Raw genomic sequence first — 13,172 nt, forward strand, 5'->3', positions numbered from 1 at the left:
TTTCCTCCTTGCTAAGCTCTAGGAAAGTTCTTTCGATAAACTTCTTGTAAACGGTGTTTAGAGATATGAGTATATATTTGAGTTGTGGAGATATCTGAATGTCCTAACAATTCTTGAACCATTCTTAAATCAGCCCCATTTTCTAATAGATGAGTCGCAAAAGAATGCCTCAACATATGGGGAGAGACTGATTGATTTAATCCTGCCACTTGAACATATTTTTTTAGATTTTTCCAGATGCCCTGACGAGTAAAAAACTTTCCTCTCTCTGTTAAAAATAAGATAGGCGTTTGAATGGCTGTTTTTTTGGCAGCAAAAACTGGACGAACATCCTGCAAATACTCTTTAATCCAGAATACTGCCTCGTCACCCAATGGGATAATTCGTTCTTTATTTCCTTTGCCAATAGTTTGGATAAAACCTAAATCAAGATGTAAATCAGCTATTTTCAATTGAGTTAACTCGCTTACTCTTAAACCAGTAGCATACATCACTTCTAATATTGCACGATCTCTGATTCCGATCAAACTTGTAAGATCTGGTGCGTTGAGAATTTGATCCACCTGCTCCATGGTTAAGCTATGAGGCAAGTTTTTTTCTTGTTTTGGTCCTTGGATTAATTGCATGGGATTTTGTTCAATTAGACCTTCTTTTAGCAAGAAAAGAAAAAATTGTCTGAGGGTAGATAGCATTCGTGATGTTGAAGAACTAGCATAAGCTTGTTTTTTTAAATCGGCGAGATATGCCTGAATAAAGTGATAATCAACTTCTTGTATGTCGACTATTTTTTTTTCATGGATAAATTTAAGAAACTTCCGGATATCTAACCGATAGGAGGCCACAGTATTAGTCGATTTTCCTTGATCGATTAGTAAATAGCGTTCGAAACCTTCTACTATTTCATCGAGTTTCACTTAGATCATCCTTGTCTATTAAGTAAAGCCCCTTCTCTTTTTCCTGACGAATTTTTTTATCTTTTAGCAAAGAACCGACCGCGCGTTTGAATTGTCCTTTACTAATCCCCAAATAAGATTTAATGACTTCTGGATCTGATTTGTCATGTAGGGGTAAGAAATGGTTTGGACTTTTATCTAGCAAACGTAACAACATGGTGGCATCATCCTCTATCGCCTCATGGGCACGAGGTTTTAATGAAAGGTTGAGCGAACCATCTGGATGAACTTTGGTTACTCTGGCTTGAACTTTCTGTCCTAGTCGTGGTGGGAGGATCCATTCACTTTCATGAACAAAGGCGCGATATCCTTCTTTAGTGATCAATTGTGCACCAGCTAATTTCAATTGAAAAATTCTTGCTTCAACATCTTGATTCATAAGTCGTTGAGGAGCTGGTTTGAAAAGTTTAGCAATTTCTTCATAGTTAGCGATTTGTCCCCAGAAACGATTTTTTTGGTCAACCATTATTGTCAGATACAAACAATCTGCTTTTTGTGGCCAATGTGATCGATCATCGGGCAAATCATCTAAGGAGACCACGATATCTTTATTGTATAAACCAATATCCACAAAAACACCCAAATCTTTTCTAACCTGTGTGATGGTTCCCCAACCAAAAAAACCAGGTCGAATATCTGGTAAGTTGATCTGAATAACTGGGCGGTGATCCATGTCCTCATAAATGAGACCTTCAATTTCTTCTTCTAATTGATAGTGTTCTCCATCAGTTTGATCTTTGGCTAATGCAAAAGTTTGTCCATTTTTTTGTACAAAGTAATGGGTGGCATTTTCATCTGTAATTTTTGCTGTAATTATTTCTCCATATTGCACTATTTTTTTCTCCTCTTATTGTACCTGTAGTAGCTTTTATTTTACCATAGTTCAAAAAACAAAGAAAATACGAACAAGTCTTTATAACTTGCTCGTATTATAAGGGGTGGTGAATTAAATGCTGACGGTTGCACCTCGATAGACAAGACCTCTGCGAGCGTCAACGGTGATAAGTTCGTTTGACTGAATGGCCTCCATGGCGCCTTCTGCTGCTACAATAACCGGAATGCCCCGTTCTAGACCAATTAAAGCAGCGTGTGAAGTAATTCCGCCACTTTCACAAACAATGGCACCTGCTTTCTCAAGCGCTGGACCAAAGTCTCTATCCGTTTCGTTAGTTACTAAGACGGAGCCTAGCCCTACTAATTCATTCGCTTCTTCTGCGTTAGTCGTAATAACAGCTTTACCAATAAAGTTCCCGTTACCAACACCTTGACCTGAAGTCAATTTGGTTCCAATAAGTTGGATCTTCATAATGTTTGTAGTTCCAGATTCGCCGACTGGTACACCTGCGGTTATAAGAATTAAATCTCCTTCATTGGCAAAACCTTGTTGAACCGCCATTTGAGAAGCTGAGTCTAACATTTCATCTGTTGAAGTTGGAACACCAATTACAAAAGGCTGAACCCCCCAAACGATTGATAAGGATCTTTGTACTTCTTCGTCAAAAGTCGCTGCCAAGATATTAGCTGAAGGACGATATTTTGCAATCATTCTTGCCGTATGACCAGAAGAAGTTGCTGCAACAATCGTTTGAATACCCAAATTCCTAGCCGTATGACCTACAGCTTGTCCAATAGCTTCCGTCAAATCTTTCTTATCGAAAGCTTTTAATGTAAAGGCATCTTGTCCGTGTAATTGTTCTTCCGTTCGAATGGCTATTTGGGCCATCATTTGAACTGCCTCGACAGGATAATCTCCAGAAGCTGTTTCTCCTGAAAGCATGACAGCATCTGTTCCATCAAAAATAGCATTCGCCACATCTCCTGCTTCTGCACGAGTGGGGCGTGGGTTTCTTTGCATGGAATCTAACATTTGCGTCGCGGTAACTACAGGTTTCCCCGCACGATTACACTTCTTAATAATCATTTTTTGAATTAAAGGAACATCCTCAGTGGGGACTTCCACTCCTAAATCTCCACGAGCAACCATGATACCGTCTGATACATCAATGATGTCATCGATATTTTGGACACCTTCATGATTTTCAATTTTAGCAATGATTTTCACATTGGTCTTACCCTCTTCTTCAAGAACTGCACGAATTTCTAAAACATCACTTGGTCGTCTAACAAATGATGCCGCAATAAAGTCGATTCCATGTTGACAACCAAATCGAATATCTGATTCATCTTTTTCAGTGATCCCTGGAAGATTTAAGGATGCGCCAGGAACATTGACTCCTTTTTTTGTTTTTAATATTCCTGTATTAAGCACTTCAGTTACAATTTCATTGTTTTCGTGATCAATTTCTATAACTTTTAGATCTACTAGTCCGTCATCAATTAAAATATGAGAGCCTTCATTAACATCATGGATTAAATGGTCATAACTTACAGAGAATTTGTCAGGCGTTCCCACGACTTCTTCCATCGCAATTCGAACTTGTTTTCCTTTTTCTAAAGTGATGGCATCGTTCTCCATAGTGTGAGTTCTAATTTCCGGGCCTTTCGTATCCAATAGTATGGCAGCGACCACACCCGCTTCTTCTCTTGCTTCTTTAAAATTATTAAAGCGCACTAAGTGCTCTTCATGGTTACCATGAGAAAAATTAAAACGCCCAACATTCATTCCGGCTTTTAGCAATTGGACAATAATATCTTTTTCAGTGGTTGCGGGACCTAAAGTACATACTATTTTTGTTTTCTTCATTAAAATATCTCCCTTACTTCTTAATAACGGTCGGTTAGCGAGCGGTTTAACTCATAAAGGTCGTCACGGACTTTATGTTTAACTTTTTCTAGAGTTTCAACAATATCAAACACAGCGAGCTCTTCACCAATAATTCCAACGTAAATTCCCGATTGTCCATGTAAAATAAGATCTACTGCTTTGGCTCCCATCAAGGTTGCGAAAACACGATCTCTTCCAGTAGGATTTCCTCCTCTTTGGATATGGGATAAGTTCACTCCACGAACACTTTGTTCGGGCGCTTCTTTTTTGTATTCTTTTATGAAGTCTTCTACCCCCATGACACCTTCTGCTAAAACGATGATTGAATAATCTTTACCGTGTTGGCGTGAAGCTCTGACACGTCGAACAATATCCCCCATAAAGAATTCTTCTTCAGGAATAATAATGGCATCTGCACCCGTTCCAACACCTGCCCATATGGCAATGTCCCCAGCGTTACGTCCCATCACTTCGACGACAAAAGTTCGATTATGTGAAGCGGCTGTATCAGTAATATTGTCGATCGCAATGGTGGCCGCTGTCATTGCAGAATCAAAGCCAATTGTATATTCTGTTCCTGGAATATCGTTGTCAATTGTTCCTGGAATTCCGACTGCTGGAAAACCTAATTTGGTTAAAGAAAGAGCTCCTGCAAATGACCCGTCTCCTCCAATCACAATGAGTCCTTCAATTCCATTCTCTTCCATTTTTTTAATGGCTTGCTTTTGTACGGCTTCCTCTTTAAATTCTGGATAGCGAGCTGAATAAAGAATAGTCCCTCCTCGACGGATTGCATGCGTAACATCGGCAACACCTAATTTGATATATTCGCCTTCTACTAAACCTTTAAAACCATGCTGTACACCCATTACTTCAATTTCATGGTGCAAGCCCTCTTCGACAACCGCACGTATTGCAGCATTCATTCCAGGTGCATCTCCACCACTTGTCAAGACTGCTAACCGTCTCATACATTCACCTCATAAATTCCTATTATCTACTTTAAACATCTAGCTATAGTTTATCATCTTTTATTCACTATGTCATTTTAATGATAAGAAGGATAAAAAATGGCTAAGTAATGATTTTGGGTTGCTAGAAACAATCGTTAAATGATTTACTTCAAAAAAACATTGTCATTTCCAAAGATTTCATATAATCGTTGAATAATTCGTTTGGCAGCAGAAATATTATACTGTGGATCTAATTGCCAAGCATTACGCTGGGGATCTACTAAGAAAATCTCTAAAGGACCAGGATTTTCTAGAGCAAGTGTTTTTAATGCTTCGATTTGTTGAGTGTCTTGATTTAATAAACGAATATAGAGTTTATGGGGGGATTGTATGTGGTTAGAATCTTTATTTAAATTTAATTGATCAGCAGCTTGAACCCTTTGAACAATGATTTGTTTTTGTTTTTGTCGATCAAAATCGATTTTTCCCTCAATTGCAACGACCCCTTCGTTAAAAATTGCATTTTGATAGCGACGATAAATTGCTGGAAATAAAACCAATGAAATATCTTGTTGACCATCATTAACGGTTACAAACGCCATAAGTTCTTGGTTTTTTGTCTCAATAACTTTTTGGCTGACAATAAAAGCTAATAGTTTTATTTTTTTCCCCTTTTCCATTAGCAAAATCTCTTCAATTTGTGACCAAGTTCCATCGTTTTTGATTAAATTTAAATATTCATCAATCGGATGACCTGCTAATTGGAAACCAAGTACTTCTCGTTCACCTTGAAGTTTTTCACTGTAAGGCCATTCTTTTGAGTGTTCTATTTTGGGTTCAATTTCTTCAAGGAGATTGAGATTATTCCCCGAAAAGATGCGAAATTGTATTAAGTGATCAAGATTCTCCGATAAGGTAGATCTTGAATAGCCAAATACATCTAGAGCGCCTGACTTAATAAGTAATTGAATTAAATTTTCTTTTAAAAATTTCTTAGGTAGCCGATTTAAGAAGTTTTGATAATCGCTATAAGGACCAGCTAAACTTCTATCGCTTAAAATCGCTTGGCAAAAATCATGGCGTAAACCTTTAACTGCCATTAGACCAATTCTAATCTTCTGATTTTCAATAGTAAATTGGCCAGCCGATTTGTTGATATTTACAGGTAGAAATTTTCCTAGTTTGTTTTTAGCTGCTCGCACATAATCATCATTCGATTGATGCAGAGATCGGCCTTGATTCAAGAGAGATAAGTAAAATTCTAAAGGATAATGGCACTTTAGATAAGCAAGTTGATAGGCTAAAGTTGAATAAACAGCTGCATGGGCTCGATTAAAACCATAATTAGCAAATTGATAGATGTAATCGTAGATTTTAACAGCTATTTCTTCTGGTATATTATTAGAAAGCGCTCCAGCAATAAAATGCTCTTTTTCTTTATTCATAATCGCGATGTCTTTTTTTCCCATTGCTCGGCGTAATAAATCTGCTTGTCCCAAACTAAAATTCGCTAATTCTTGGCAAATTTTCATCACTTGTTCTTGATAAACGATAATGCCATAGGTTTTATCTAAAATCGGTTCTAAGGCTGGATGGAGGTAGATTATTTTTTCTTTGCCATGTTTTCTTGCGATAAAATGATCGATTTGTTGCATAGGGCCAGGTCGATACAGAGCGTTAACAGCAATGATATCTTCAAATGATTCAGGCTTTAATTTTTTTAATACTTGACGAATTCCTGGTGATTCAAACTGAAAGACTCCAGCTGTATCTGCTTTTTGAAAAAGTTGAAGGGTTGCTCGATTATTCATATCGATTTGATTAATATTCAGATTTTCCTTGCGATGAATACGAATATTGTTGAGAATATCATCAAGTAATTGCAAATTTCGCAAACCGAGGAAATCCATTTTTAGCAGTCCAACACTTTCCACATCTTCCATCGCAAATTGTGTGATTTGCAATTGGTTAGGACGTTCAATGATAGGAATCCATTGACTAAGATCTTGGTCTGCAATCACCACCCCAGATGCATGTGTTGAGGTATGACGTGGCAAACCTTCGATCGTTTTAGCAGCTAAGAAAATTTGTTGATTTTGTTGATTTTCATTCAATATTTGGCGTAAAGTTGATGATTTTTGATAAGCAGTCTCCAAACTAATCGAAACTTCATTGGGAATTGCTTTTGACCACCGATCTTGAATGGCTTTTCCTTTCCCTAAGACTCTAAGTGTATCCCGAATCGATTGCTTGGCTCCAAAGCTTCCAAAAGTAATCATTTGAGCGACTTGCTGATGACCATATCGTTTCTCAATATAAAGCAAGACTTGATCACGTTTATCATCTGGAATATCAATATCGATATCTGGCATATTATGCCGCTCAGGATTTAAAAAACGCTCAAAAAGCAAGCCGTATTCAATCGGATCTACTAGCGTAATATTTAATAGAAAAGCTACTAATGAACCAGCTGCAGACCCTCTACCGGGTCCCGTTCTAATACCGTTATTGTGACAATAGTCCATAATTTCCCAAACAATCAGAAAATAATCAATAAAGTCCATACTACTGATAATCTCTAATTCATGGGTAAGTCTTTCTAGATAGTCAGGATTTTGATCTTTTTTGCGTTCAATTAAAGCTTGGTGTGTCAATTCTTTCAGTAGTTCTAATGAATTTTTATGGTGAGTGACAGGAAATTTCGGTAAAAGCGATTGTTCCAGCGGAAGTTCTAGCTGAATCCGATTCTTTAATTCTTGGCTATTTTCCAAGATAGGAGTTAATCCTTGTTCGATATACATTTGCTCTAAGTCAGATTTGGGATAAAGATAGTGCGCCCCCCGATAACTAAAAATGGAATCATCTAAAACTTCATTCCGATCGATTGCTTGTAGAATTTTTAAGCTAAATGCTTCTTCACTTTCTAGGCACTCTACTAATTGATTAGAAACAATCGGCAAAGAAAAATCCTTAGAAAAATGCATCATTTGCTTACATTCAAATTCATTGAAAGGATAAATCGATAAGCCTAAATAGATGTTTTCTTTTTTAAAGATTTTTTTCCATTGACGCAATACTTCTTGAGCACGTTCATAATCTTCATATATTAGCGCTTGTTCTAGTTCTCCTGAGCGTCCTCCACTAATCATTAATAAATGATTACGACCTGTAAATAGAATTTCCTTCACTTTTTTTACTGAAATTGACTCTTGAAGAATGGCTTTTGAAAGTTGAATCAAAGATAAATACCCCTGATAGTTCATACAGTAGACTATTAGGGGAAAATTTTTACTTTGATCCACAAAACCTGGCATAAATAAGGTCATGCCAACCATAGGTTTCAGACCTTCTTGACGGCATCGCTTATAGAAATCTAAGGCTCCATATAGAACATTCACATCCGCAAGCCCTACAGCTTGATAGCCTCGTTCCTTGGCTACACGAACATAATCTTCTATTGAGATAGTAGATTGTAATAAAGAATAAGCACTTCGAATATTAAATAGCACTTACTTCCCTCTTTTCTGAATTATAGAATCAGCATAGCATCTCCAAAGCTAAAGAAACGGTATTCCTTCTCAACAGCGTGTTGATAAGCTTTCAAAATTTCTTCTCGCTCATAAAAAGCCGATACAAGCATTACTAGAGTTGACTGAGGTAAATGAAAGTTGGTAATCAGATGATCTACGGCTAAAAAAGAGTCGCCCGGTTTAATAAAAATATCCGTCCATCCTGAGGAAGCGACAATTTTCCCCTTGTTATTTTGGGCAACGGTTTCCAATGTTCGCACAGAAGTTGTTCCTACTGCAATAATTTTTCCTTGTCGGGCTTTGACTTGTTCAATACGGGCGGCTGCATCTTGACTAACCTGATAAAACTCAGAATGCATATTATGTTCCTCAAGATTATCGACTGAAACAGGTCGGAAAGTTCCGAGACCAACATGAAGTAGAATAGGAATAATTTCAATTCCTTTGTCTTTTGCAGCCTTCATTAGTTCTGGAGTGAAATGCAGGCCTGCTGTGGGAGCTGCAGCAGAACCATTCTCTTTGGCGTATACTGTTTGGTAGCGGTCTGGATCTTCTAGACGTTCCTTAATATAAGGGGGTAAAGGCATTTCCCCTAGTGATTCTAATACCTCAAGGAAGACTCCTTCATATGTAAATTCAATGATTCTGCCCCCATGATCAAGACTTTCAATAATTTCGCCTTTTAATCGAGCATCTTCACCAAAATGTAAAACTGTCCCAATATGAACACGCTTGCCAGGCTTAACAAGACACTCCCAACAATTCCTCACTGTATTATTAAGTAATAAGATTTCCACATGTGCACCAGTATCCGCTTTGATTCCAAAAATTCTTGCTGGAATCACACGCGTTTCATTGACCACTAAAGCATCTCCTGGTTTAAAATAATCTAGTACATGTTTGAAGTCAGTATCAATCATTTCATTTGAGGTACGATCCAATACTAATAATTTTGAAGCGGATCGATCTTCAAGTGGTGTTTGAGCAATCAAGTGCTCAGGTAGTAAATAATCAAAATCTTTTGTTGTTAAAGTCATTTTTTCTTCTCTCTATTCTTTTATTCCTTTGGTGTCGGATAACCTAAATGTTGATAAGCGAGTGAGGTTACTTTTCTTCCTCGAGAGGTTCGTTGAATAAACCCTGTCTGCAGTAAATAAGGCTCGTACATATCTTCTACCGTTACAACATCTTCGCCAATGTTCACTGCAATAGTAGCAATGCCTACTGGGCCACCATTATAATAGTCGATCATGGTTTGAAGCAAGCGTCTATCCAATGCATCAAGTCCATATTTATCAATCTCAAGAGTTTCTAAAGCCTTTTGTGCATGCTGAAAGCCAATATTCCCATCACCATCATTCACCTGGGCAAAATCTCTTACCCTTCTTAAAATGCGATTAGCCACCCGAGGTGTCCCCCGGCTTCTTAAGGCAATTTCATAAGAAGCATCTGGATGAATATCTACTCCAAATACTTGAGCAGAACGTTTCACAATTTCATTTAGATCAGCCTCTTGATAGTACTGCATATGTGCCATGATTCCAAACCGATCTCTAAGAGGTTGGCTTAGCATTCCTGCACGAGTTGTCGCTCCAATTAAAGTAAAAGGAGGTAATTCAAAATGAATGGGTTGCGAAGTCGCACCCTGACCGACGACAATATCTACATAATAGTCTTCCATCGCAGAATAAAGGACTTCTTCTACGATTCTTGGGAGACGATGAATTTCATCAATAAATAGAATATCTCCAGCGTTCAACTCATTTAGAATCGCCAATAAGTCTCCTGGACGCTCAATAGCAGGTCCTGAACTTGTTTTGATTTGAACATCCAATTCATTAGCAATCACTAGAGCTAAAGTCGTTTTTCCTAATCCAGGGGGGCCATATAAAAGAACATGATCGAGAGCTTCTTCTCTTTTAAGCGCAGCTTTAATATAAATGTCTAATTCATTTTTGACCTTTTGCTGCCCAATATATTCTCTTAGGAAACGAGGACGCAAGGATAAAAAGTCTGTCAAGTCACCCTCTTGTGAATCACTCGATAAAATGCGTTCATTATCCAATTCCATCTCTCCTTATCTAGACAGTGTCTAACTGTTCCGCCTTATTTTATTAGCATTTTAAAAGCAAAACTCAAGGCTTCCTGTGTATTAGTAAAAGATTCTTGTTCAATGAGTGGTTTCACTTTATTAATCTCCCTTTGGGAATAACCTAAGCCTACTAAAGCTGCTGTGACTTCTTCAATATCCGAAGAAATCGTCTCTTGCTTGATTTCTGTTACATCAAGCGCAATTTTTCCCTGAAGGTCTAGAATCATTTGTTGAGCGGTTTTTTTACCTACACCAGGAAATTTCATTAAGTATTTAGCATCTGCATTTTCAATTGCTGCTACAAGTCCTTCATGATCATCCAATGCTAATATAGACAAAGCGCTCTTAGGCCCAATGCCGGATACACGATTTAATTGAAGAAAAAGATCTTTTTCTTCTTGATTTTTAAAGCCATATAAGAGCATCGAATCTTCTCGTACCACTAACTCTAAATAAATGGTAACACATTCGCCTAGCTGTTCTTGCCAACGAAAGGGATTGGCACACCATATTTGATAGCCGATCTGGGTATTGTCAATAATTAAGTAAGTGGGAGTAATCTGTTGGATTGTTCCTGTAATATACTGATACATACTATTCTACCCACTGCTTATAGTCACCATAGCCTGCTTGATCCATTTCTTCATAAGGAATGAATTTTAAGGAAGCAGAGTTAATGCAATATCTTAATCCTCCTTGGTCTTTCGGTCCATCAGGGAATACATGGCCTAAATGAGAGTCTGCTTCTCTTGAGCGAACTTCTGTCCGTGGAACAAATAATTTGCGATCTTCATGTTCAGAAATCGAATCAGCATTGATTGGTTGAGTGAATGAAGGCCAACCGCATCCTGCATCATATTTTGTAGCACTTGAGAATAGAGGCTCCCCGCTCACGATATCCACATAAATACCTTTTTCATAAAAGTTGTCATATTCTCCTGTAAATGGTCGTTCTGTTGCTTCTTCTTGTGTGACTTTATATTGAATATCGTTTAATTGTTTAATTTGTTGATTGTATTTTTCTTTACTCATAAATTCTTCCTCCTTGATGACTATCTTGAATTCGTTTAAATAATTTTTCAAGCGTTTTTTGGTCAAATTCGACGAACACAGGACGTCCATGTGGGCAATGATAAGGATCTTCTAAAAATTGCATATCATGGATTAATTGGATCGCTTCTTCTTTTGTTAAATATTGATTAGCTTTAATGGCGCCTCGGCAAGATTGCATGATGATACTTGCTTCTCTCATTTCATTAATCGATAAGTGCGGTTGCTGTTTAAGTTTCTCAATAATATCAGGTATTAGTCGATCCAATTCATCTGCTTCTATCCATACAGGATAAGCTTCAAGTTGATAACTTTTCGGACCGAAAGCCTGTAAAAAAATCCCTAATTCCTGAAGTTTCTCGGCGTGTTCTTCAACAAGGACTGAAAGGTTCTGGTCAAATTCAAAAAGTTTTGGCACAAGTAGTTGCTGTTGATTAAGGGTTTCGGGATGATTCTTCATCAATTGCTCGTAACGAAGGCGTTCTTGAGCAGCGTGTTGATCAATGAGAAAAAATCCTGTCAAGCTTTCCGCTATTAAATAAGTTCCATGTATCTGTCCAACATATCGCAAAGAAGCAAAATCGATTCCCGCTGTTTCTTTTTTTAATTCTGGTCTTGATTTGTTGGAATCTATTTGAGCTCCAGCTATTTCTATCTCTTCATCAGTTGATTCTTGTATGCTAGGAGCAGGGGTGGGTATCTGAACATTTTCTACTTCTTCGCAAATAATTTCTTTGTTAAATTCTGTATGAGGAATCGTCCGCCCCACTTCAGGGGCAAACTGGTAATCTAAAACAAGTGACTGGTCTTTTGGGTTATATCCTTTTCGTTTAAAAAGAGTTTCACCGGCTTCAGGGACCGTTCGATGTTGTTTGAGCGTCGTTTCTATTGCTTGTGTTAACAAGAGTGATAAGTCTTCTTCTTTACTTAGACGAATCGTCTGCTTTGTTGGATGCACATTGACATCTACTAATCGTGGATCCAGTTGGATATGGATAAATGATAAAGGAAAGCGACCTATCATCAATTGTTTGCCATAAGCGCTTAACAGAACATTACTAAGACGAGGGCTTTTGACCACACGTCCATTCACCATCCAATGAATGTAGTGACGGCTTGTGCGCGTTTGCTGAGGGGGTGAAATATAACCCCAAATTTCAAATTCATCATTAGCTTGTTTGATTTTTAATAGTTCTCGGGCTAAATACGGCTGATATAAATTAGCAATGGTCTGTCTTAGATCACCATTTCCTATTGTTTGAACCACTGTCTGCTCTTCAGATTTTAGAACAAAAGCTATTTCAGGATAGGCCAGTGCCAAATCTTGCATAATCGTAATAATATGTCGCATTTCGGTTTTTAAGCTTGCCAGATGTTTCAAACGAGCTGGCGTGTTATAAAAAAGTGAGTCAACTTGAACAATTGTCCCACCTCTTGGGGGACAAGTTCCGCTCTGGATCAATTTAGAGTTTTCTACTTCAATATAATAGCCTTGATTAACATATTGTCCACGAGACAAGCTCGATTCAATTCGTACTTTGGCGACCGACGCTATAGAAGCTAATGCCTCTCCCCTAAAGCCTAACGATTGGATTTGAAAGAGATCATGGACTGAGTAAATTTTACTAGTGGCATGAGGGAGATAGGTCATGTGTAAATCATCTTTGTTCATCCCAACTCCATCATCTATCACTTTAATTTGTTGGATACCTGCTTCTTTTACTTCCACTTGTATATGATGTGCATTCGCATCAATTGCATTCTCAACTAATTCTTTAACCACAGAAGCGGGGCGTTCGACTACTTCACCCGCAGCAATTTGGTTAGCGAGAGAACGATCCATTTGCTTAATTTTCCCCATTGCTTCAC

The 13,172-nt window shown here is 37.8% G+C and carries 10 protein-coding genes; all 10 read right to left on the reverse strand.

Annotation, left to right across the window (positions count from 1 at the left end; genetic code table 11):
• Nucleotides 1-11 precede the first annotated feature (11 nt).
• The 10 genes from xerD to mutL all read right to left on the reverse strand — a co-directional run bounded on the left by xerD (nucleotide 12) and on the right by mutL (nucleotide 13,164).
• A complete protein-coding gene (gene xerD, locus HZY91_RS01095) occupies nucleotides 12-914 on the reverse strand; it encodes a site-specific tyrosine recombinase XerD (protein WP_197113829.1) in 903 nt (300 codons plus the stop codon).
• Entirely contained in the window at nucleotides 901-1,785 is an 885-nt protein-coding gene (locus tag HZY91_RS11135; protein ID WP_328751391.1) for a CvfB family protein, read from the reverse strand. Before HZY91_RS11135 ends, xerD begins: the two co-directional genes overlap by 14 nt.
• 114 nt (nucleotides 1,786-1,899) lie before the next feature.
• Complete coding sequence (gene pyk, locus HZY91_RS01105; RefSeq protein ID WP_197113831.1) at nucleotides 1,900-3,657, reverse strand: pyruvate kinase; 1,758 nt, start codon at nucleotides 3,655-3,657, stop codon at nucleotides 1,900-1,902.
• Nucleotides 3,658-3,677: 20 nt separating this feature from the next.
• Entirely contained in the window at nucleotides 3,678-4,649 is a 972-nt protein-coding gene (locus tag HZY91_RS01110) for an ATP-dependent 6-phosphofructokinase (RefSeq protein WP_197113833.1), read from the reverse strand.
• Nucleotides 4,650-4,795: 146 nt separating this feature from the next.
• Nucleotides 4,796-8,140 carry a DNA polymerase III subunit alpha gene (gene dnaE, locus HZY91_RS01115; RefSeq protein ID WP_197113835.1) on the reverse strand — a complete coding sequence of 1,115 codons (3,345 nt, stop codon included), beginning with the start codon at nucleotides 8,138-8,140 and terminating at the stop codon, nucleotides 4,796-4,798.
• Between the two features lie 20 nt (nucleotides 8,141-8,160).
• A complete protein-coding gene (queA, locus tag HZY91_RS01120; protein ID WP_197113837.1) occupies nucleotides 8,161-9,198 on the reverse strand; it encodes a tRNA preQ1(34) S-adenosylmethionine ribosyltransferase-isomerase QueA in 1,038 nt (345 codons plus the stop codon).
• 20 nt (nucleotides 9,199-9,218) lie between these two features.
• The gene (gene ruvB / locus HZY91_RS01125; RefSeq protein WP_235991438.1) at nucleotides 9,219-10,226 is read right to left on the reverse strand and encodes a Holliday junction branch migration DNA helicase RuvB; all 1,008 of its coding nucleotides are present in this window, start codon (nucleotides 10,224-10,226) and stop codon (nucleotides 9,219-9,221) included.
• Between the two features lie 41 nt (nucleotides 10,227-10,267).
• The gene (gene ruvA / locus HZY91_RS01130) at nucleotides 10,268-10,846 is read right to left on the reverse strand and encodes a Holliday junction branch migration protein RuvA (RefSeq protein WP_197113841.1); all 579 of its coding nucleotides are present in this window, start codon (nucleotides 10,844-10,846) and stop codon (nucleotides 10,268-10,270) included.
• Between the two features lies 1 nt (nucleotide 10,847).
• Nucleotides 10,848-11,285, reverse strand: a complete 438-nt coding sequence (msrB, locus tag HZY91_RS01135; RefSeq protein ID WP_197113843.1) for a peptide-methionine (R)-S-oxide reductase MsrB — start codon at nucleotides 11,283-11,285, stop codon at nucleotides 10,848-10,850.
• Nucleotides 11,278-13,164: a DNA mismatch repair endonuclease MutL gene (gene mutL / locus HZY91_RS01140; RefSeq protein ID WP_197113845.1), complete on the reverse strand. Its 1,887-nt coding sequence runs from the start codon at nucleotides 13,162-13,164 to the stop codon at nucleotides 11,278-11,280. Before mutL ends, msrB begins: the two co-directional genes overlap by 8 nt.
• Nucleotides 13,165-13,172 lie beyond the last annotated feature (8 nt).

Source organism: Facklamia lactis (assembly GCF_015863205.1).
Classification (GTDB): Bacteria; Bacillota; Bacilli; order Lactobacillales; family Aerococcaceae; genus Facklamia; species Facklamia lactis.

Bases quoted from the DNA above. Each gene is read 5' to 3' on its own strand.
- pyk (WP_197113831.1), bottom strand. From the start codon at position 3,657: ATGAAGAAAACAAAAATAGTATGTACTTTAGGTCCCGCAACCACTGAA.
- HZY91_RS01110 (WP_197113833.1), bottom strand. From the start codon at position 4,649: ATGAGACGGTTAGCAGTCTTGACAAGTGGTGGAGATGCACCTGGAATG.
- queA (WP_197113837.1), bottom strand. From the start codon at position 9,198: ATGACTTTAACAACAAAAGATTTTGATTATTTACTACCTGAGCACTTG.
- ruvA (WP_197113841.1), bottom strand. From the start codon at position 10,846: ATGTATCAGTATATTACAGGAACAATCCAACAGATTACTCCCACTTAC.
- msrB (WP_197113843.1), bottom strand. From the start codon at position 11,285: ATGAGTAAAGAAAAATACAATCAACAAATTAAACAATTAAACGATATT.
- mutL (WP_197113845.1), bottom strand. From the start codon at position 13,164: ATGGGGAAAATTAAGCAAATGGATCGTTCTCTCGCTAACCAAATTGCT.